Below are 21,329 nucleotides of genomic sequence, written 5' to 3'. Positions count from 1 at the left end.
GAAAGGACGGCAAGAACGCCGCCCTCGGATCTTTGGGAAACACTGTAATTTTTTATCATCTTCAGTCTACCAGATGGACTGTTCCGGTACCCTCCCTGAATCGACCTATGATTTCGGTTTGCGAAAAGCCCAGTGTCCGTATGGCATCACGCACGACAATCGCATTGTCGCCGCCCACGGCGAGCAGAAGGCCGCCGGATGTCTGCGCGTCGAACGCCATGTCGATATGCGTCTCGGGGCAGGATGTCTCTTCGCGAACTCGATCCCGGTATGTGATTCTGTTGCCGTAGGTTCCCGCGGGAAGAAGCCCCATCTCCGCAAGATCGATGACTCCCGACAACAGGGGGAGCGACGGGACCGATATCGCGGCATCAAGGCCCCTGCCGGAAACCATATCGAGTGCGTGGCCGACGAGTCCGAATCCCGTTACGTCGGTGCATGCGTGAATATGACACATCAGATCCGACGCGAGTCGTGCCGGAACGTCGTTCAGCGTCGTCATCCATCGGATGGCCTCGTCCGTCGAGTATGGGGCCGACGCCATGTCAGCCTTGATCGCCGTCGCAATCACGCCCGTTCCGATGGGTTTCGTGAGGATCAGTGCGTCATCGGCCTGCGCTCCCGTCACCTTCCAGATCCGTTCGATGGGAACCTCGCCGAAGACGACGAGACCGAATTTCGGTTCATCGTCTTCAACGCTGTGCCCGCCTGCGAGAAAGGCCCCCGCTTCGTTGATTTTTGCCGTGCCCCCTTCAAGGATCGACTGAAGAACGGTAATGTCGAGCTTTTTCGACGGAAAACAGACGACGTTGAGCGCAACAAGAGGACGTCCTCCCATCGCGTACACGTCACTCAGCGAATTCGCCGCCGCGATGGCTCCCCAGTTCCTGGGATCGTCCACGATCGGGGTTATGAAATCAACGGTAAGAATTCCGGCGCGCCGCGAATCGATCGTCCAGACAGCGGCATCTTCTCCTGAAGCCCAGTCCGTCAGCAGAAGATTCGAATGAGGCCTCGGCAAATTCTGTAACACCTTCTCAAGGTCCGCCGGACCTATTTTGGCGGCTCACCCGCTCGTATGTGACATTTCGGTAAGACGCACGGCGATCGTCCCTCCCTTCGATTCTCCGGGAATGTATTCATTATAGCAGTTCGGAATGTAATCCGGGGAATGTTGCATGCACAACATCCGCTGCTGTGAATAGTCGGATGCCGGACGAAGAGGAAACGATCAACGCTCCCGTCTCATGGATATCCAGAGCCGTCCCTTCTACCTTTTCCTCTCCCGTGTCGACGAGAACCCGCTGTCCCAGGGAGGAACATTGTGCGCGGTAGTCGTCCAGAAAGTCGGAAGGCTCTTTTTCAAGTTTCGAGATATACCGGAATAACTCGGAAAGCACTTCGACGACCAGATCCCCCCGATGAAGAGTTCTTCCCGTCTCCTCCCTGAGCGAAGTGACGTGTCCCGAAAGTTCGCCGGGGAATGACGAAAGGGGAGTGTTTACGTTGATGCCGATTCCCGTTACGACGAAGAGGATGCGATCCTGATCGAGAGATGCCTCCGAAAGAATTCCCGTCACTTTCCTGCCTGAAACGAGAATGTCGTTCGGCCACTTCAGGGAACAGGGGATTCCAGTCTTTTCCCGTATCGCCTTCCCGACGGCCATTCCGGCGGCGAGGTTGACAAGCTGCAGCCTGTACGGCTTCAGCTTGGGATACAGAATGACGGACATTGCGATCCCCTCATTCGGGTGCGCCACCCACGACCTGTTCAGGCGACCTCTCCCCCGGAACTGCGATTCCGCAATGACCGTCGTTCCGTGAGTGACACCCTTTCGCGCCTGTTCCTTCGCGGCAAGCTGCGTCGAAGAAACGGCGTCGTACAGGAGAACGGATCCCTTCCAGGCCGACCTGATCTGAAGCCACGCGCCGATGAGAGAAGGAGCAAGATCGTATTCGGGGAGGGAAACGAGCCTGTATCCTTCATGTGGTTTTCCTGAAATGACGAATCCCTCTTCAAGAAGGCTTTTGACGCTTTTCCACACGGCCTGTCGCGTACACGAGAGCGCCTCGCAGAGGACGCTCCCGGATACCGGCCTATTTCCGGCATCCAAGAGGAAACGGACTATGGTTGCCTTCTGAAATGTCGATCTCAAATCCATGCAGTGCCCATCGCCTTTCTCCAATAATTGCCGAATAGAATGATATAATGAAAAACCATGCCAAACAATGGATTTGAATCTATAAGGAGGAATTCGCGTGGGCCTTTTTCCGAACTCCACGGTATTGGAGGAACTGCATTCGCTCCTGCGGGAGCTGCAGGACAGCCTTTGACGTCCCTGCCGTCACATCCAGAATAGCATTGCTCGAGGAACAAACGTCGCGTCCGGAATTCTGGTCCGGTTCGGAGGTTGAGGCCGTATCGAGGGAACTGTCGCATTTGAAGGAGCGGTTCTCCACATGGACGACGCTCGAGAGGGAATACGAGGAGTGTTGTCTTCTGGACTCGATGCTTCGCGAGTCCGACGATTCCGAATTCCAGAGAGAGTTCGGAACGCGGACGCAGGCGCTCAAAGACGCTCTGGAACATCAGAAGCTCGTTCTCCTTCTTGACGGAGAATTCGATGCGACGAACGCGATCGTCTCAATTCACGCCGGTTCCGGGGGGCTGGACTCTCAGGACTGGGCGGAGATGTTGTATCGCATGTACTCCCGCTGGGGCGAACGGAACAGCTATTCACTGAGGATATATGATATCCAGCAGGATGAAGAGGCGGGAATAAAGAACGCCACGTTTCTCGCCGAGGGGACCTACGCCTACGGATACCTGAAGGCGGAGAAGGGGGTCCATCGTCTTGTCAGAATCTCACCGTTCGACGCCGCCAAGAGACGCCATACGAGCTTCGCCTCGGTTCACGTGGCGCCTGAGCTCCCCGATTCAGTCGAGATCGAAATCCGTCCCGAAGACCTGAAAGTCGACACGTTCCGGTCGAGCGGGGCGGGGGGGCAGTACGTCAACAGAACGGATTCAGCGGTCAGAATCACGCATTTGCCGACGGGAATCGTTGTCGGGTGCCAGAACGAGAGGTCACAGCACATGAACCGGCAGGTCGCGATGAAGGTTCTTCGAGCGCGTCTCTTCGAGAAAGCTATGCAGGAGAGACAGTCGCAACTCGAGCAGCTCCAGGGTGAAAAAAAAGAAAGCAGTTGGGGAAACCAGATCCGTTCGTACGTACTTCATCCCTACACGCTTGTCAAGGACCACCGGACGGGGTGCGAAACGGGGAACGTACAGGCGGTCCTCGACGGTGACATCGGTGACTTCATCTCCGCATTCCTCAAGTGGAGCAGGAAGAATGCAGGGAAATAGGATCGTATCGCAGGGTCTCGGAGTCTTTTTCTGTCTGTTTCTCGTTCTGTTCCCCTGTGGTTCGGTATGGGCAGCCGGGAATCCCTTTCGGCCCGATGTTCCTTATCTGGCGGTTTCCTCACTGAAACCGGGCATGAAGGGAAATGCGCTGACGGTTGTCAAAGGAAGGGAAGTCCTGTCATTTCCCGTGGAAATCCTTGCGATCGTACCTCAGCACGGAGAGCCCCGAAATCTCATTATGATCCGGGCTCTGGGAAGGGATATCGGACGCGCAGGCGGCATCGCCGCCGGCATGAGCGGAAGTCCTGTCTACATCGAAGGGAAGCTTGTGGGTGCCATCGGATACGGTTGGAATTTTTCGGACCATTCACTTGGCCTCGTTACTCCGATTGAGGACATGTTTCGTGTTTTCGATTGGCCGGACGAGATTCCGAAGCTTCCGTCCCCGTTGCGTCTTTCGGGGAAAGAAACGGCATCCGCGGACGTCGACGAACTTCCGGACGAATTGTCCCGCATCCGATCGTCCGACCGGGCGTCGCCGCTCTGGATTTCCGGCATCAGCGGTCGCGGTATCGGGGAAATATCGGAGTTGCTTGACTCGAGAAGGGTGATTCCCTCCGGTTCTCCGGGAGGTGAAATTCCTGTAGAGTACAATGCGCGTCTTGTCCCTGGGGACGCTATAGGAGTGTTGCTGGCATGGGGAGACGTCAGTGTGGGGGCTACCGGAACGGTGACGGCCGTTTCTCGGGATGGTCGTTTCCTGGCTTTCGCCCACCCCTTCCTTGGAAGGGGTGGAGTCGCGTATCCGGTGACGCGCGCCGTCATTCACCATGTCGTTCCGAGTCTGGAAGCGCCTTTCAAAATCGGCACCCCTCTCAAAATCATAGGAACGGCGACACAGGACAGGCCGCAGGGGGTTGGCGGTCGTTTCGGCTTTTTCGCACCCTCGATTGATTTCTCTCTGGATTTCAGGGACGAGGAGGCGAGACGTTCGTCGAGATCTCGCTTTCACGTCGTTCCGGACCCTTTCATGGGACCGAAGCTTGCGGCGAACATTTTTCTGGGACTTCTCGACGACCGATGGGGACGAAAGGGCGAAGGAACCGCTACGGTGCGAATCGAAGTGGAAGGCCGGGCGCTCTCGAAAGGCTGGTCGCGTTCGAACATGGTATTCTCGGAGAAGGATATCGCTGCGGACGCACTCGGCGAGATACAGAACCTTCTTGGCGTAGTCTTCCTGAACCAGTTCAGGGACATCAGTCCCCTCGGGATTCATCTCGACGTGAGCATGACGAGAAAACCCCGTCTTATGTTTATCGAAGGGATCGATGTTGACGGAAAGACGTTCGCCCCAGGGGAGAAGTTCACGCTTCGGGTCAGGATGCGGCCGTACAGAGGAAAACCGGTGCTGAAAGAATTTCCCGTCGTTATCCCGAAGAACGCGGCGGGGGACTGCGAGATTCTCGTCAGAGGCGGCGGAATCGAACCTCTGGAACAGACCGCGATCATCCAGGGCTGGAAAACGATCGATTCCTTCTCGCAGATGTTCCTCGAACTAGGGGCCCTGGAAAGGAACAACGAAGTGATCATTGAAGTGAATTGTGATAAAAAAGTAAAATCTGATGTAAAGAGCAAGAAAGATTCAGGCCCAACGAAAGAAGAACAGGAATTTCTGAGTGACGTCAAGAAACGGCGACTGAAAGACGGGACATTGCAGATTTTTCTCACCGACTACGTTGTCGATGGTTTTTTGCGCAAGATGATCACCGTCAAGGGATCGGAGTCACCCGGAGAAACGGAGGAAAACGCCGTTTCCGAGGATATCGGGGACGAAATGGATGATGACGAAAACGAAAAAGGGGCGCCTCATATCACTCGAAGGAATTGACGGTTGCGGCAAGTCGACCCAGGCCATGATTCTCGAGAAACATCTCGCCGGATTACTTGGGGGGGATCGCGTCATCCGTACGCATGAACCCGGCGGATGGTCCGGAGGATGCGTGGTGCGTGATCTCCTGCTCCGTTCGAAAGAAATGTCCCCTATGGGGGAATTGTTTCTTTTTGCGGCCGACCGTTGCGAACATGTACGGGAAATCATTGCTCCCACCCTCTCAGCGGGGCGATGGGTCGTCTGCGAACGATTCGTTGATTCCACCGTGGCGTATCAGGTGTACGGGAGAGGGATCCCCGGGGAATACGTCCAGTCGATAGAATTGTGGGCGAAGTATCCCGAACCGGACCTGACGCTGTACTTCGATATAGCTCCCGATGTTGCCGCCGTCCGAAGACGGAACCGTATCGCGGAGGACAGATTCGAGTCCGAAAGGCAATCATATCTTGAGCGTGTTCGTGATGGATATCTTGAACTTCATCGCAGGTATCCTTCGAGGATCGAGATTCTTGATGCGTCGTTTGGTGTCGAAGAGGTTGCGCGAATGACGTGGGATGTTGTGTCGCGAAGGTTCGATCTTTGAAGGTCGAACGAAAAAAGGAAGGAGGGCTTGGCCCCTCCGGAACGGGAGAATATATCCGGACGCGAATTCCGCAGAGGGAAGGAGAGGCGGTTTCTTTCGACGCGCTTCTTTCCGATATGGAAATTCGTGCCCTTATGGAACGACTAGAGGAATGTACGCGCAAACTCACACTTTTCCCGTCCGAGACGATCTTCGAGGAATACAAATTGATCGTGTCGGAGTGTCTGAGAAGGGTTCTCACCTCGATGAAGGTCCGAAAGGACCTTCGCTGGAGGCGCGCGGACAGGAGCCTTCTGGTGACGATCAGCAGGACCGAGGGGGCGCTTGCGGAGCTGGAAACGATTATTCAGCGCGAAGGAGACAGAACAAGGGCGCTTCGAGTTATGGAGGAGATCAAGGGATGTCTGCTCTCCCTCCTGCTGTAGCCGGAACACCTTCGTGGATCGTTCTGAGCTCCATTTTCGACTCCGGGGGGATTCCGCAGAGTTGTGCGGTCGTGGCCGAATCGAGGCTCCACGATGCCATTGCCTGTTTCCTCGCAAGGAAGGTTCTGTGTTCCAACGGGACTGGCGATGACGGATGCCCGGGGTGCAACGGCTGGACGGATGCGGCGACCCATCCCGATTTCATCCTTTCGGGAGCGCCGGGGGAAAGTCCCCGTATCGATCGATGTCGTGCGATGATTGCGGAACTCTCGCTCAAGCCGGTCGTTTCGATGCGGCGACTCGCGGTGTTTTTCGGTTCCGACGGGATGTCTCAGGGGGCGGCGAACTGCCTTCTGAAGACGCTCGAAGAACCCCCGGTATATGCGCATATTCTGTTGCTTCTTGAGACGAACACGCTTCTCCCGACGCTTCGGAGCCGCTGTTGGTTCTACGTCATTCCAGAAGAAGCGCTTTCGAAATCTCTGGCGATTCCGGCATCGGACCCGGAGTGGGTCGAATGGATCGGAAAAGCTTCTAGGGGAACCGTGGAAGATGTGGCGTCCGATGTGAGGGATTGGTGCTCGTCGGCGTGTGAGGCGCGGAACTTCCCGTTGGCGGAGAGGCTCGAGAGGTTACGGATTGTATTCAGGGAGAAACGGCTCTCGTTAGCTATGTCGATTGATGCCGTCATTCTTGCGATACGGGAGGAGGTTCCCTGTGAGCAAATATTTGCTTCTCTTCGGTAAACCGAGATATCTCGGCATTATGGAGATTATTGACCTCCCTGTGAAAAGGGGAGAGTGGATTCTCATAGAGACCACGCGGGGTGTGGAAATTGGACTCGTCGGCGGTGAGCTTTCGGGCGAGCAGGAAGAGCGGTATCGCTCTTCCTGTCTTGAGGAAGCGGACGAAGGACAACCCAAAGGCGGGGAACCGTCGCTTCAGAATGTTGTTTTCAAGGGATGCGCGACGGACGAGGATTTGAAAGTCCGTTCGCAGATGCTTGAGGAAGAGCAGCATGTTCTGGTCGGGGCCAGAGAAATCCTTCGGGGGCACAATCTGCCGATGAAGCTGGTCGATGTCGAGTATTTGCTCGACAGAAAGAAACTGTTTTTCTATTTCACTTCGGAGCAGAGGGTCGATTTTCGCGCGTATGTCCGCGATCTCGCACGTGAATTCAAAACCAGGATCGAACTGCGGCAAATCGGGGTTAGAGACGAGGCAAAGTCGGTCAAGGGCATATCGCCTTGCGGCAGGGAATGTTGTTGCAGTTACTGGCTTCATAGGTTCACTCCCATCTGCATCAGGATGGTTAAGGAGCAGAATCTCGCCCTGAACCCCACGAAGATCTCCGGAATATGCGGCCGACTGATGTGCTGCATGTCGTTCGAGCATGATATGTATACGCAGCTCTGGAAGCATCTTCCGAACCCGGGCTCCAAGGTGAAGGGCCCGACGGGAAACTTTCTTCTCTTGGGAATCGACCTGAAGATGTCTGGAGTACGGGTGCGGTGTCCCGATGGAAAAGAAATTCTTATTCCTGTTTCGGAGTTCGAGGTATTTCGCACATCCGTGCTTCAGGGAGAGGAATGGCATCCAGACGAAACAACGAAAACGCAAAGGCCGCAGAAAACCTTTTCAGTCCCGAAGATTCATGCTCCGCAACGTTCCGAAAAACCGCTTCCCATGCCCAGGGAACAGGGAGAGATGAATGCATCCGCTGAAGGAGACGCGAGGGGGAAGCCCGATATCGTTCGGACAAGGCGTTCGCATCATCAGGACGAACATCCGCGGAGAAAACCTCAGGAGCGCAAGTCTCCGGACGATGAAATGCTACGCAAGGCACCTCCGGCGCATTCAGAAGGTCCGGCTGACGGAGGTGGAAACGATGAACAGAGAAAAACACCCAGAAAGAGGAAACGACGAAAGAGACGTCCGGTTCAGGGTGCTACAGGAGCCGATTCGACCGGAAAAAACGGATCGCTCGGAGATATATCTACCGACGCATCCTGATCGGTCGATACAGGAAAGGAAGAAGTGCCGTGGCTTTATTCGAACGATTGCGGAAGAGTCTTCAGGGAGTACGGGAACGATGGAGCGGAGGCATTAGTTCGCTCTTCCGGGGGGCGGAGCTCGACGAATCTTTCTGGGAGAATCTCGAGGAACTTCTCGTACGAGGAGACGTCGGGATCGATGTGGCGACCGGAATGTGCGAAGAGTTGCGCACGCTCGCCAGAAAAAAGGGGATACGCACGGCGGAGGCGCTGTACGCGGAGTTCGTTTCGATTGTCGTTCGGCGACTGACTGATCTTCCGCGCATGGGTGAACCAGTCGCCGGAGGAAACGGAATGAAGGTCGTCCTCGTCATAGGGGTCAACGGGAGCGGAAAGACAACCTCCGTCGGGAAGATCGGAGCTCAGTTGGCGGAACAGGGAGGACGCGTTCTCTTCGCTGCCGCCGATACCTTCAGGGCGGCAGCGATCGAGCAGCTGCAGGTATGGGGAGAGCGGATCGGAATCCGGGTCATTGCGCAACAGAAGGGGAGCGATCCGGCGGCCGTGGCGTTCGATGCCGTGAAGGCGGGGAAGGCCACGGGTGCGGACTTCGTCCTGATAGATACAGCCGGTCGGCTTCATTCGAAACACAATCTCATGGAAGAATTGAAGAAAGTGTATTCCGTCATACTGCGGGAGATTCCCAGGGAACAACTGGAGGTCCTTCTCGTGCTGGACGCAGTGACGGGACAGAACGGTCTCGCACAGGCCGAAATCTTCGGACAGGCGATGCCTGTCGATGGAGTGGTTCTGACGAAGTACGACAGTACTGCAAAGGGAGGGATCCTTCTGGCAATCGCTGATAAACTGAAGGTTCCAGTTCGGTACATCGGCGTAGGGGAAAGCGTCTCGGATTTGCGCGCGTTTTCTCCCGAAGAGTTCGTTCGGGCGCTTCTGGAAAATGAACGCGCAGAAAGTTGATCACCTCCTTGAGTCTCTGACGTTGCAAAGCCCGCTGTCACTGCTTCTTCGGGTACTTTGCGCGTGCAGCTGCAGCGTCATAAGGCTCGACGAAGACGCTGCAGCCTTCTCAATGGAGAGGGAAAGGATTTTTCCTCTGATCGAGAAGTGGGGCGCCGATATCGGGATCGGAGAAATTCCCTCGCTTGTTCCCGCGGCCGATAACGAGAGCCTTCGGAGGATGGGAAGGGAGGCGTCCGTGCTCTGTATCTCACGGGAGGGAGCGTATGTGACGACCCTCGGAAACGTCGCCTTTCATCCGGAAGAAGGAGTATTTCCCGTCTGGTGGGAAATCCCGCTTCCGCTTGTGCGCTTTGACGGGGAAAAAATATCCTGCAACAGGGAAGCGCGCGAGCGCTTCGGTTCTCATCCGTTCACCCCACCTGTTGAAGAAGGAGAAGTCCCGGGTGAGTTCTTTGCGAATTCTTCGTCGAAGAACTCTGCCACGTTCGTTTTGAGGCTTCTTGAGGGAGAGTTCTACACAATAGAAGACGTTACGGAGGATGTTCAGAGAGCGGATGAAATCCTGTGGTGGGCATCCATCGGCAGGGCCCTCAGCGACTACCTGAAAGAAACGGGAACGAGCGTTGAGAGAGTGGGGAACAGCCGAAAGATCGCACGGGACGATATCCCATGTGTCTGGGACGGAAAGACGATCGGATATCTGCGGATTCGTGCGGATCGGGAAAAACGATGATCACTCAGCCTGTAACGCTCATTTGCGGAATTCTCCATCCGGATACAGAATGGTTTTTCTGGTCGAAGGACGAGCTGGAGCGTGCCATCGGTCCCGTTTCCCTTTTCGGAGAGACCCTCCCGTTTTCACTGACCCATTACTATGATGAGATCGCTCCCGTGCTTTTCCGTACATTCGTGTGCTTTGAAGGATTCTACAACGCGGAGGATCTGCCGGAGCTGAAACACGTGACATGCACGATCGAAAAGAAAAGCAGGACACCACGATGTGTCAATCTCGATCCGGGGTACGTGAACGGATCTCGTCTCGTCCTTGCTTCGACGAAAGACCACGCGCACCGGATCTACCTCGGGAAGGGCATTTTCGCCGAAGTGACACTCAGATTCCGCTTCGGGAAATGGGTTTCCTTTGATTATACGTTCCCGGATTTTGCAAGCGGCGTCTATGACGGGTTTCTTTCGAAAGCGCGGGAACAATGGCTACGTGATTCCCGAAACTGGAGGGTGAAACAATGATCGAACGGTATCAGTCCAGAACGATGCTCCCAGTGTGGAGCGAGGAACACAAGTACAGGACGTGGCTGAAGGTCGAACTTGCCGTATGCCGTGCATGGATGGAGGAGGGGGTCATCTCTCCGAAAGACCTCGAGACGATAGAAAGACGAGCGGATTTCGATATTGCCCGCATCGAGGAAATCGAAAGGGATGTCCACCACGACGTCATCGCGTTCGTATCGGCGGTTGCCGAAAAAATCGGGAACGAGGGGCGACTGGTTCACCTCGGCCTGACGAGCAGCGACGTGATCGATACGGCCGCATCGCTGGTTCTCATGGAAGCCCTTGATGTCATCGACGTGGAAACCGACGAACTCATGGCGGAGGTTCTCGAAAAGGCAAAGGCATACAGACATACGCCGTGCGTTGGCCGAACCCATGGCGTTCACGCCGAACCGACGACGTTCGGACTGAAGATCCTGAACTGGTACGCTGAACTTGAGAGAGACAGGGAGCGCATATCGTTCGCTCGCAAACAGATTTCGTGCGGGAAAGTGTCCGGTGCCGTCGGAACGTATGCGCATTGCCCCCCTTCGATCGAAAGCAGGGTATGCGATATCCTTGGATTGATTCCCGCGAAGGTATCCAATCAGATCCTGCAGCGCGATCGGCATGCCGGTGTCCTCACTGCGCTCGCTTTGTTGGGAGGAGCGCTCGAGAGGATGTCCGTGGAAATTCGCCATTTGCAGCGGACCGAAGTTCTTGAGGCGGCGGAGCCTTTCGGAAAGCATCAGAAGGGATCCTCGGCTATGCCTCACAAGCGAAACCCCATCCTGTGCGAACGCGTCTCGGGTATGTCGCGGCTCCTCCGGGGCTATGCATCGACAGCGATGGAAAACATCGCACTCTGGCATGAACGGGATATCAGTCATTCATCCGTCGAACGGGTAATCTGGCCGGATGCGTTTCACATCGCGGCCTATATGCTTGAGACAATGCGAAAAATCGTCGCCGGTCTCACTGTATCCCCGGAATCCATGCGGAAAAACCTTGGTGTGACGCGTGGACTTGTCTTCAGCCAGAAGGTTCTGCTCGGATTGGTCGAGGGACATGGGTTACCGCGGGAGGAGGCGTACGCGATCGTTCAGGAAAATGCGATGAAATGCTGGGATGGAGCAGGGACCCTTGAGGATCTGCTCGGAGCGGATCCCAGGGTTGTCTCGAAGATCACCAGAGAAGAACTTCACAGGTTTTTCGATCTCGGGGCGTACTACACGCACGTGGACGAGATTTTCAAACGTTTCGACTCCTGAAGACACTATTCGTCTTCTGGGAAAAAGAATGGAGGGCGCGTAAATGGAAGCACCTGACCGAAACCTGGCGATGGAACTGGTACGGACGACTGAAGCCGCCGCGATGGCGGCCGGTCGGTGGATGGGGCGCGGAGACAAGAATGCCGTGGACGGGGCTGCAGTCAACGCCATGCGGTACATGCTGAACACGGTGTCCATGAAGGGACGGGTCGTTATCGGCGAAGGAGAAAAGGACGAAGCCCCGATGCTTTTCAACGGAGAGGAACTGGGATGTGCGGATACCCCGGACGTCGACATCGCGGTGGACCCCGTCGACGGCACGCGGCTGACATCTCTCGGCCTCTCGGGAGCCATCAGTGTCGTCGCGGTTTCCAACAAGGGAACGATGTTCAATCCCAAAAATATTTTTTATATGAACAAACTGGTAACCGGGCCGGATGCAGCGGACGTGATCGACATTGAGGCTCCGGTCGAGGAGAACATCAGAAGAGTCGCTCGGAAGAAGAACAAGTCGGTTCAGGACATTACCGTTGTTCTGCTTGATCGTCCCCGGCACGACGAACTCAAGAACGCCATACGGAACGTGGGGTCCCGAATCCGTCTGATTCCAGACGGTGACGTTGCCGGAGCGCTTTCGACGTGCAAGCACGAGGGAGCTTTTGATCTCCTGATGGGGATCGGAGGATCTCCGGAGGCGGTCATAACCGCGTGTGCGATCAAGTGTCTCGGAGGAAACATGCAGTGCAAGCTCTGGCCGAGAAACGAAGATGAAGCTGCGGAAAGCCGGGCGCTGGGGCTCGATCTCGAAAAGGTCCTCACACTGGACGATCTCGTCGAGGGGGACAACGTCTTTTTTGCCGCGACGGGCGTTACCGATGGCGAATTTCTTCGGGGAGTCCGTTACGAGGGGCATGAAATACGGACCTCGTCGATGGTGATGCGTTCTCACAGCGGGACGATCCGTTTTGTCGAGGCCATCCATAAATCGAAAAAACTCTCGTCGATCAGCGGTGTCGATTACGAAGGGGGTACTGTACAGAGGTAGGAAAAAGAATACAGCGCAAACAGAGGCGACAGGGAGATATCCCGGTCGCCTCTTTCATTGACTCCATTTTGCCGCCCCTATGGCGACCTGTCCGACCGAGACGCATTCGTCGTTCGGAGACAGCGAGCGGTGAATCAGGGGGGTCAGTTTCATTATCCGGAGGAGTCCTTCGGTCAATGTCAGAAGTCGTTTGTTCTGCCAGACACCCCCGGAAAGAGCTATTTTCCGGATCCCGGTCTCATGGGAAATGAGATCGCATATTTCGGCGACGGAGCGGGCGAGCCCTCTGTGAAATCCTCCCGACAGAGCTCTCCTGTCGGGAGCGTCCAGTCGTTCGACGATCCAGCGAATCGCGGGACGCCAGTCCAAATGGCGGAATCCACCCCGCCTGGTGATGTCGAAAGGGGCGGACAAGCGGCCTCCGGCGAGCGCCTCGAGCTCCATTGCAGCCTGTCCGTCGTACGAGATGGTGTCGCGGATACCCAGAATCGCTGAGACCCCGTCGAAAAGGCGTCCGCAGGAAGTCGTCTCCGGGGAGAAAGGGAGAGCTTTCGTTATGGACCTGGACAGTACGGACCTTTCAGGCCACAGGGATGTCGCCAGAGATATGGCGGTTCGTGCGTCGTAGCATTCACTCAGCAACGAGATCGCGTAGCGCCATGGTTCCAGAATGGCTTTCTCACCTCCGGGAAGTCTCGCGGGATACAGGGATCCGACACGTCGGTATTCCTTCAGGTTGCCGACGAGGAATTCTCCTCCCCATATCGTGCCGTCGTCGCCATATCCTGTTCCGTCGAAAATAACGCCGATGACGTCATCCTCAACCCGATTGTCGATCATGCACGCCGCCATATGCGCATAGTGGTGCTGAACGGCCATGACTGCTTCCGGCAGAGGAGAAAACGCTTCAATCGCGGCTTTCGTCGAAAGATACTGCGGATGCCTGTCATGTACGAAAAATCGCGGGTGGAAGTTGTAGAGGCGCAACAGGTGCGCGAGCGCCCGCCTGTAGAATTCGATTGTTTCCACTTGCTTCAGATCGCCGAGGTACTGGCTCGGAAAGACAAGATTCCTCTGGCTTACGGCAAAGGTCGCCTTCATCTCTCCTCCCGCTCCAACGATAACGGGCGCACGAAACGGAATGACGACAGGCGAGGGGACGAACCCGCGCGCTCTGCGGACGGGAAAGGAATTCCTCCTGTACGGAACGACGACGGAATCATCGATCGGCATATGGATGTCGCGGTTGTGCATAAGGAAAACGTCAGCAATGGTTGCGAGACGATCCATTGCCTGTGTGTTATCCGAGATGATTGGAGCCTCGCTCATATTGGCGCTGGTCATCACAAGTGCCCTGAAATTCCGCATGATAAGGTGATGCAACGGCGTATACGGCAGCATAATGCCGATCGTGTCCTGGCCCGGAGCGACGAGTGAGGACACGGAGTCGCAGGAGCGCGACGGGCAGAGGACGATCGGACGCCTGCTGCCGGTGAGCGCGCGACGGGCTGAGTGGGAGAGGATAACGAGCGATTCGGCCGCAGCCTCGTCGGCGACCATGAGAGCGAAGGGTTTGTGAGGTCTGTGCTTTCGCAGCCGCAGAAGTCCGACGGACGCATCCGAATATGCGTCGCAGGCGAGGTGGAAACCGCCGAGCCCCTTGATGGCGGCGATCGCTCCCCTGCGAAGGCGATCAGCGAGCATCTCGAGAGCTTTCGTTCCGTGTGACAGGAGATTTTCCGCCGCATCCGTCAGCGTGATGGAGGGGCCGCATTCCGGACATGCGTTCGGTTGGGCGTGGAAACGTCTGTTATGGGGGTCCTCGTATTCGTCCCTGCACGAAGCGCAGAGTTCGAAGCGGCTCATCGTCGTGGACGGACGGTCGTATGGAAGATCACGAATGATCGTATACCGTGGGCCGCAATTCGTGCAATTGATGAAAGGGTACTGGAACCGGCGATCGTGAGGATCGTCGAGTTCCCGAAGACAGTCGTCGCACGTTGCGATGTCGGGTGGAATCAGAACCCTCTGTTCGTCCTGCCGGATGCTGCGTTCGATCGAAAAACGGGAAAAGACGCGCTTCACCCGGGGAATTTCTTCTTCGAGAATTTCAATGGAGGTTACTGCCGCCGCATCGGGTTGCTCGCGTTCGATGCGGCGGAGATATTCCTCGAGGAGTGCTACGTCTCCTTCGAGCTCGATAACGACTCCTTCCGACGTATTCCGGACACTGCCGTTGGCTCCCATCTCGAGAGCCATCCGCGCACAGAAGGGACGAAAACCGACGCCCTGAACGATCCCGGAGACAAGCACTTTTCTGTAAGATAACATCATGGGATAATGCCTCCTATCTGCCGGAGCATTCTAGTCGCTTCACATCCTCTTCTCAAGATGTCCGTTGCGAAACGCCGGTGTAGAATGAATCCGTCATGATGCGAAAGGGAACGAGACCCTTATTCCGAGGCGAAGGGGGAAGCAGAATGGCTGTTGCTGACAAGAACGAGCTTTCCATAACCCAACTCAGAAAAACGACCGACGCACGTACCCTCGGGTTCTTCACGACCAACGACATAGAGTGTCCGAAACAATTCATCGGCCAGAAGCGCGCCGTACAGGCGATTTCGTTCGGACTGAACGTCGGGCATAAGGGGTACAACATTTTTGTTCTCGGACATCCGGGAAGCGGGAGGACGACGTATACGCTCGATCGCTTGCGCGACGTCGCGAAAAGACGTCCTGCGCCCTCCGACTGGGTGTATGTATTCAACTTTCAGGATCCCGGGCGGCCTCTTGCCATCGAACTCCCTGCGGGTAAAGGCAGGGAAATGGGAGAGGCCTTCAAAGAACTCATCGAAGAAATGAAAACGGCTATCAGCAAGGCTTTCGAAAAGAGCCAATACGAGGATTCGAAGGCGCAGCTCGTCAAGAACTTCCAGGAAGAAGTCAACGGACTCATGGAAGAGCTCAAATCGTGGGCCGTTGAAAAAGGATTTTCACTCAAACGTACCCCCCAGGGTTTCGTGAACATTCCGCTGACGCAGGAAACGTCGGAAAGCGGGGAGACGACTTCGAGGGAAATCCAGCAGGAGGAGTTCGAGGCGCTTTCTGAAGAAAAACAGAAAGAGCTCCAGAAGAATTCAGAAGATGTGTCGCAGCGCACACTCGAAGTACTTCGGAAGATCCGGGATCTTGAGAAGGTCCTCAAGGAGCGGATCACGAAACTCGAGGCCGAAATCTGCCGGAATGCAATCATGCCCTACCTTCAGGATCTGAAAGGGAAGTACGGCGGAAGCGATGTCCTGAGTACATGGATCGATGCGCTGGCGGAGAATATCATCGAAAACTTCAATCTTTTCGTCGCGGCCGTGAAGGATGAAAACGCCGATATCGATTTCGGCAGGTACTACGTGAACGTCTTTGTTGCGAACGATGCGTCGGACGGCGCTCCGGTCATCTGGGAAACGAACCCCACGTATTACAACCTTTCAGGCAAGGTGGAGTACGAGAGTCGGCAGGGCTACCTGTACACGGATTTCGGAAAGATCGTCGCAGGCGCGTTTCACAAAGCGAACGGAGGTTTCCTGGTTCTCGACGCAGAGAAGGTTCTGATGAACTTCATGTCGTGGGAGGCCCTGAAGCGCGTTCTGAGGACAGGAGAGGCAACCATCGAAAACCTCGGGGAGCAGTACGGAGCGGTTCCCGTATCGTCTCTTCGTCCGCAGCCGATTCCGATCGACATGAAGGTCGTCATCGTCGGAACGCCGTACCTTTATGCCCTTTTGCAATATTACGATCCTGAGTTCCAGAAGATGTTCAAGATCAAGGCCGACTTCGACATCGACATGCTCAGGAACGAAGACACCGAAAGACAGATGGCCCAGTTTGTCGGAAGTTTTGTCAGGGAACACGGCAATCTCCCGTTTGATGCGGAAGCCATCGCGGAAGTGATCGAATGGTCGAGCCGTATTGCCGAGAATCAGGACAGAATTTCCACCGAGTTCAACAGGATTACGGAGGTCGTTGTCGAGTCCTCCGCATGGGCGAAGACCCGCGAAAGCGCGTCCGTAACGCGGGACGATGTCGTCAGGGCGATCCGTGAGAAGCGGTTCCGTTCGAACCTCGTGCAGGAACGGGTTACGAGGGCGTTTGAGGAAGGCGTCATCCGGATAGATACTGAGGGGACGGCGGTCGGACAGATCAACGGACTTGCCGTTGTCGACATGATGGATTATGCGTTCGGCCATCCGTCGCGGATCACGGCGAACGTGTTCATGGGACAGGAAGGAATCGTCAACATCGAACGGGAAGTCAAGATGACCGGGCCGATTCACAACAAAGGACTCCTGATCCTTTCAAGCTATCTCGGCCGCACGTATGCTGAAGAAATGCCGCTCTCGCTCTCCGCGCGGATCACGTTCGAGCAGACATATGGAACAGTCGACGGAGACAGCGCTTCTTCGACGGAACTTTACTGCCTGTTATCGGCGCTTTCCGGAGTACCGCTCAGGCAGGATATCGCGGTGACCGGATCTGTGGATCAGTTCGGAAACATACAGCCGATCGGCGGCGTCAACGAGAAGATCGAGGGCTTTTTCGAATACTGCAGCGTGCATGGTCTGACCGGAACCCAGGGGGTCATGATTCCGAGACGGAACGTACGGCATCTCATGCTGGACCACGACGTACTCGAGGCCGTGAAAGAGGGAAAATTCCACGTTTGGAGCGTCGATACCATCGACGACGGCATCGAGATCCTGACCAGATGTCCCGCAGGGACACGCGATGGAGACGGAAAATTCCCAGAGGGAAGCATCCACGGGCTTGTTCACGCGCGTCTCTGGAAATTCATGGAAGATGCCGCGAAGATAAAAAAGCTTTTCGGCGTTGAGGACTCCGGAACGGAGAATTCGGCGGACAGCGGGGAATGATGATGACCGAAGCCGGACAAAAATCGGATCGGAGCCTCCGGGAACAGGTTCTTCGTGTTTTGGATATTCTCGAGGGAATATGGCATAACGAAGAAAATCCTCCGGAACTCGGACATGAAGATCCGCTTGACGGACTTGTCCTGACGGTCCTGTCGCAAAACACGAACGACAGAAACCGGGATCGCGCGTATGAGCGCCTTCGCGAGGCTTTTCCCGAATGGTCTATGGCCGTACACGATCCGGCAGGTATTGCGGAAGCGATCAAACCAGCCGGGTTATCGCTTATCAAATCGCAAAGGATTGTCGATATACTGAAGGTCGTTTACGAGCGGCTGGGAACATACTCCATGGAATCTCTCCGTTCATGGGATCCCGGCGGGATAAGAAATTTGCTCGATTCGTTCGCCGGAGTCGGTCCGAAGACCGTCGCCTGCGTTCTGCTCTTCGATTTCGGGATTCCCGCATTTCCCGTCGATACGCATATCGCCCGCTTCGCGCGACGGATGGAGTGGGCTGAAGAAAGGACGCCGCCGGAAAAGATCAGCGTTTTTTTCGAGTCCGTCGTTCCTGAAAACCGATTTCTAGGCGCTCACGTCAACATTATCCACCACGGGAGAGGACTATGCTCCGCGAGAAATCCGAAATGCATCCAATGCCCTCTTGTCTCGCTGTGTTTTTTCGCGGGTACTGCCCGATGACAGAAAAAAGCGACCGGAAGAACTTCCGGTCGCTTTTTTCTGTCATTCCTGTTGCTTGAGCCGTTCGAGCACGATTTTGTATCCGTCCGCGCCGTACTCCAGAAACTTCTTGACCCGGCTGATCGTTGCGGTACTTACCTTTTTTTTCCCCTCCGTGGTTTGCTTCGCGATTTCGGGATAGGTGCATCCTTCGTTCAGCAGGCGGGCGACTTCGAGTCTCTGGGCGAGGGCGCAAATCTCCCCGATCGTTGCAACATCCTCAAGGAAGCAATACATCTCGTCGACTGTCTTCAGCGAAAGAAACGCACGGCACAATTGATCGGTCCATTCATCCTTCCAGGTATCAGCCAAGGCATACACCTCCACTGTCGATCACTACGGTTACAGGGTGGAAAAGAACGAAAACAGAGCTTCCATCTCCCATTCGGTTCCGATGCTTACCCGAATCCATGTCCGGTTCCGATTCTCCGGGAAAACGATCTTGAGGCGAAATCCCGCAGACGCTGAAATCCGGTGAAAGTCAGGAATGACAGGCTGTCTGGCAAGGAGAACGAAATTCGTGTCGCTCGGGAATGCGCGCCATCCCGACAACGAATTCATGCGTTGTGTGAAAGAGTCCCTTCTTGAACGTATTTCCCCGACGTTCCTTTCCATGATTTCCGGATACCGGAGAAGCTCAAGGGCCGCAGCGGCGGAGAACGCATTTATGTTGAACGGGCTCCGGATTCCATCCAGAATGCCGGCTATCTCCGGCGGACAGAGTACGTATCCCAGTCTGCATCCCGCGAATCCCCACGCTTTCGAGAGTGTTTTGAGAACTATGGTGCGGGGAGGAATTCCGGTGTAGAGGAACCGGTCGGAATAGCGGTGCTCCGCGAATTCCCCATACGCCTCGTCGAGGAGCAGGATGGAGTCGTTCGATTGCGTCCATTCGAAAATCTCATCGAGCATCTGAGGTGGAAGGCTGTTTCCGGTCGGATTGTTCGGAGAATCGATAAGGACGAGCGATGGAGTGTGCGTCCGAAGGGCGGAGATGCAGCCGGCCATGTCGAAGGAGATATTTTCGGCGATTTGTATCGTCGAGGAGACATGAGACACGTTGAATACACCCGAAAGACGCTCATATTCTGAAAAAGAAGGCTTCAGAAAAAAAACCGGCCTGTCTTGCCGGGCGAACGATGCAAAGGAAAGCCACAAAAGCTCGTCTCCGCCATTTCCGGTGACGACGTTCGAGGGTTTGAGTCCAAAACGCGATGCGAGAGCGGTTTTGAGTTCCGTATAGGTTGGATCGGGATACCGGTTTGTCTCAACAGCGTCGAGCGCTTTTCGGATCCGCTCCCTGAGCTGGGAAGGCAGTGAGAAGGGAAGTTCGTTCTTGTCAAGCCGATACATGGTTTTCAACTCCATGCTTTAGTGTTTTAAAATGTACAATACGCATGATTATGCAGAATATCATTACCGGTTGCTTGTGTCAATGATCGCACGTCTGTACCTTTCCATACGAAACTCGTCCGCCGTCTTGCGTAAAGGAATCCTATCCGATAGGATAAATAAGTAAAAAAATGTAAACGCGAAGGGGCGAGAACATGGCGCGGACGAAGAGAATTCGTGTTGAGCAAATTGCGTCAGAACACGGCGTTACGGCGGCCGACGTCGTGTCCGGTTCTTCCGTTCTTCTTGTTCCGAAAGGGTATGAACTTTCATCCCTCCGACGATCGCAGCCCGATATCGTTGATTTTCTCAAACGCCACGGAGTTCATCATATCGTTGTGAAGGAAAGTCCGATCGTTACGGCCGAAGAATTCAGAAATCTTCTCAAGAGTTGGAACCATACGATTCCTCAGGTGAACACGCTCCTTTCGCAGGTCGTCGTGCGGCAGGTGGCCGGTTTGTTCTCGAACATTCACGATAAGGGCAGAAGAGAGCACGGAATCCTCTCACTTCTGACAATCGGGCCGTACCTTCAGGACGAGATTCACAAGACCCCTCAGATCACGTTTTCGATTTCCATGATCCGGGGAGTCGAGGAAACGCTCTCGCATCATTCACTTAATGTCGCGCTCGTTTCGGGGTACATCGCTTCGAGGATGTTCCCCCTCTGGCCGAAATACACGGCAGCCGTTGCCATGGGAGCGCTGCTTCACGACGTGGGCAAGGCGTTTCTTCCGAGAGAACTGATTGGCAGACGGAAGACCTTCAGCGAAGCCGAGATCAGGATGCTTCAATGCCATACTCTATTGGGTGAGGCCGTTTTGAAGGATGTTTCCGTCGGAGATGATCGAATTCTTTCGGCAATTCGTTCGCATCACGAGCTGTGGGAGGGGAAGGGGTATCCGGACGGCTTGAAGGGAGAGGATATTCCCATCCCGGCGCGTATTGTTGCGATTGCCGATATCTTCGACAATCTGATCAACGAAGCCGGAAGAGAGGACTCCAGGAGGAGCGACGAGGCCGTATCGGCGATCGTCGGGCGCGCACAGTCGAACTTCGACACGTTTATCGTTCGAACTCTTCTTTCAGGATTGGGGCTGTATCCGGCAGGAACAGCGGTCGAACTCTCCGATGGATCGTTTGGAGTCGTCCTTGAGGCGAAGGAACGGAATTTGTTAAGCCCGCGGATTTTGATTCTTCGCGACAGCGCAGGAAGGTCCGAATCGCGAATGAAGATTGTCGACATTGCCGGACAGGATGCTTTTTTCATTCGTTGTGCGATTGATGATTTCGGGAAAAGAGAACTTCTTCCGTTGCAGTTGCCGGTACGTTTCGCAAAAGAACCTCACGTTTTCAGGAAGTACAGGTCACCTGTGCCGATGACGGAAACGGCAGCACAAGACGCGTGATTACCGGATGTTTTTTTCGGAAAATCGATTC

The 21,329-nt window shown here is 55.2% G+C and carries 19 protein-coding genes; 14 read left to right on the top strand and 5 right to left on the bottom strand.

Annotated features, from left to right (window positions below; translation table 11 throughout):
* Positions 1-61: 61 nt before the first annotated feature.
* Complete coding sequence (gene selD / locus ACZ5IU_RS16405) at positions 62-1,102, bottom strand: selenide, water dikinase SelD (RefSeq protein ID WP_464419239.1); 1,041 nt, start codon at positions 1,100-1,102, stop codon at positions 62-64.
* Between the two features lie 40 nt (positions 1,103-1,142).
* Positions 1,143-2,162: a biotin--[acetyl-CoA-carboxylase] ligase gene (locus ACZ5IU_RS16400; RefSeq protein ID WP_464419237.1), complete on the bottom strand. Its 1,020-nt coding sequence runs from the start codon at positions 2,160-2,162 to the stop codon at positions 1,143-1,145.
* Between the two features lie 97 nt (positions 2,163-2,259).
* Here ACZ5IU_RS16400 and prfB point away from each other — a divergent pair.
* From prfB to glpX, 11 genes are all read left to right on the top strand, one after another.
* Positions 2,260-3,370, top strand: a protein-coding gene (gene prfB, locus ACZ5IU_RS16395) for a peptide chain release factor 2 (RefSeq protein ID WP_464419235.1) whose coding sequence is annotated in 2 segments (ribosomal slippage) — positions 2,260-2,331 and positions 2,333-3,370 — 1,110 coding nt in all. Because the reading frame shifts where the segments join, the coding sequence is not laid out codon by codon here.
* A complete protein-coding gene (locus ACZ5IU_RS16390; RefSeq protein WP_464419233.1) occupies positions 3,357-5,258 on the top strand; it encodes a SpoIVB peptidase S55 domain-containing protein in 1,902 nt (633 codons plus the stop codon). The genes prfB and ACZ5IU_RS16390 overlap by 14 nt, the downstream gene beginning before the upstream one ends.
* Positions 5,209-5,844 carry a dTMP kinase gene (gene tmk / locus ACZ5IU_RS16385; RefSeq protein WP_464419231.1) on the top strand — a complete coding sequence of 212 codons (636 nt, stop codon included), beginning with the start codon at positions 5,209-5,211 and terminating at the stop codon, positions 5,842-5,844. Before ACZ5IU_RS16390 ends, tmk begins: the two co-directional genes overlap by 50 nt.
* Positions 5,841-6,269, top strand: a complete 429-nt coding sequence (locus tag ACZ5IU_RS16380) for a DUF327 family protein (RefSeq protein ID WP_464419229.1) — start codon at positions 5,841-5,843, stop codon at positions 6,267-6,269. Before tmk ends, ACZ5IU_RS16380 begins: the two co-directional genes overlap by 4 nt.
* On the top strand, positions 6,245-7,015 hold the full coding sequence (locus ACZ5IU_RS16375; protein WP_464419227.1) for a hypothetical protein: 771 nt from the start codon (positions 6,245-6,247) through the stop codon (positions 7,013-7,015). Before ACZ5IU_RS16380 ends, ACZ5IU_RS16375 begins: the two co-directional genes overlap by 25 nt.
* Positions 6,951-8,282, top strand: a complete 1,332-nt coding sequence (locus ACZ5IU_RS16370; protein WP_464419225.1) for a PSP1 domain-containing protein — start codon at positions 6,951-6,953, stop codon at positions 8,280-8,282. Before ACZ5IU_RS16375 ends, ACZ5IU_RS16370 begins: the two co-directional genes overlap by 65 nt.
* 29 nt (positions 8,283-8,311) lie before the next feature.
* On the top strand, positions 8,312-9,244 hold the full coding sequence (gene ftsY, locus ACZ5IU_RS16365) for a signal recognition particle-docking protein FtsY (protein ID WP_464419223.1): 933 nt from the start codon (positions 8,312-8,314) through the stop codon (positions 9,242-9,244).
* Between the two features lie 268 nt (positions 9,245-9,512).
* Positions 9,513-9,980 (top strand): hypothetical protein, encoded by a 468-nt coding sequence (locus ACZ5IU_RS16360; protein ID WP_464419221.1) that lies wholly within the window; start codon positions 9,513-9,515, stop codon positions 9,978-9,980.
* A complete protein-coding gene (locus tag ACZ5IU_RS16355; protein ID WP_464419219.1) occupies positions 9,917-10,495 on the top strand; it encodes a DUF4416 family protein in 579 nt (192 codons plus the stop codon). The genes ACZ5IU_RS16360 and ACZ5IU_RS16355 overlap by 64 nt, the downstream gene beginning before the upstream one ends.
* Complete coding sequence (purB, locus tag ACZ5IU_RS16350) at positions 10,492-11,787, top strand: adenylosuccinate lyase (protein WP_464419217.1); 1,296 nt, start codon at positions 10,492-10,494, stop codon at positions 11,785-11,787. The genes ACZ5IU_RS16355 and purB overlap by 4 nt, the downstream gene beginning before the upstream one ends.
* Before the next feature lie 43 nt (positions 11,788-11,830).
* Positions 11,831-12,832, top strand: coding sequence for a class II fructose-bisphosphatase (gene glpX, locus ACZ5IU_RS16345; RefSeq protein ID WP_464419215.1), 1,002 nt, complete (start codon positions 11,831-11,833; stop codon positions 12,830-12,832).
* 54 nt (positions 12,833-12,886) lie between these two features.
* Here the strand turns inward: glpX and hypF are convergent, their stop codons facing one another.
* Positions 12,887-15,166 carry a carbamoyltransferase HypF gene (hypF, locus tag ACZ5IU_RS16340; protein ID WP_464419213.1) on the bottom strand — a complete coding sequence of 760 codons (2,280 nt, stop codon included), beginning with the start codon at positions 15,164-15,166 and terminating at the stop codon, positions 12,887-12,889.
* 146 nt (positions 15,167-15,312) lie between these two features.
* On the opposite strand from hypF, the gene ACZ5IU_RS16335 reads away from it, so the two are divergent.
* Positions 15,313-17,760 carry a Lon protease family protein gene (locus ACZ5IU_RS16335; RefSeq protein ID WP_464419211.1) on the top strand — a complete coding sequence of 816 codons (2,448 nt, stop codon included), beginning with the start codon at positions 15,313-15,315 and terminating at the stop codon, positions 17,758-17,760.
* Positions 17,757-18,458, top strand: a complete 702-nt coding sequence (locus ACZ5IU_RS16330; RefSeq protein ID WP_464419209.1) for an endonuclease III domain-containing protein — start codon at positions 17,757-17,759, stop codon at positions 18,456-18,458. The genes ACZ5IU_RS16335 and ACZ5IU_RS16330 overlap by 4 nt, the downstream gene beginning before the upstream one ends.
* 42 nt (positions 18,459-18,500) lie before the next feature.
* Here the strand turns inward: ACZ5IU_RS16330 and ACZ5IU_RS16325 are convergent, their stop codons facing one another.
* Positions 18,501-18,809 carry a YerC/YecD family TrpR-related protein gene (locus tag ACZ5IU_RS16325; protein ID WP_464419207.1) on the bottom strand — a complete coding sequence of 103 codons (309 nt, stop codon included), beginning with the start codon at positions 18,807-18,809 and terminating at the stop codon, positions 18,501-18,503.
* 30 nt (positions 18,810-18,839) lie between these two features.
* Positions 18,840-19,850 carry a pyridoxal phosphate-dependent aminotransferase gene (locus ACZ5IU_RS16320; protein WP_464419205.1) on the bottom strand — a complete coding sequence of 337 codons (1,011 nt, stop codon included), beginning with the start codon at positions 19,848-19,850 and terminating at the stop codon, positions 18,840-18,842.
* A gap of 194 nt (positions 19,851-20,044) precedes the next feature.
* Here ACZ5IU_RS16320 and ACZ5IU_RS16315 point away from each other — a divergent pair, with 194 nt between their 5' ends.
* On the top strand, positions 20,045-21,298 hold the full coding sequence (locus tag ACZ5IU_RS16315; RefSeq protein WP_464419203.1) for an HD-GYP domain-containing protein: 1,254 nt from the start codon (positions 20,045-20,047) through the stop codon (positions 21,296-21,298).
* Positions 21,299-21,329: the final 31 nt, after the last annotated feature.

The organism is Lactivibrio alcoholicus, from assembly GCF_055390895.1.
This window is presented reverse-complemented; position numbering and strand designations above follow the sequence as displayed.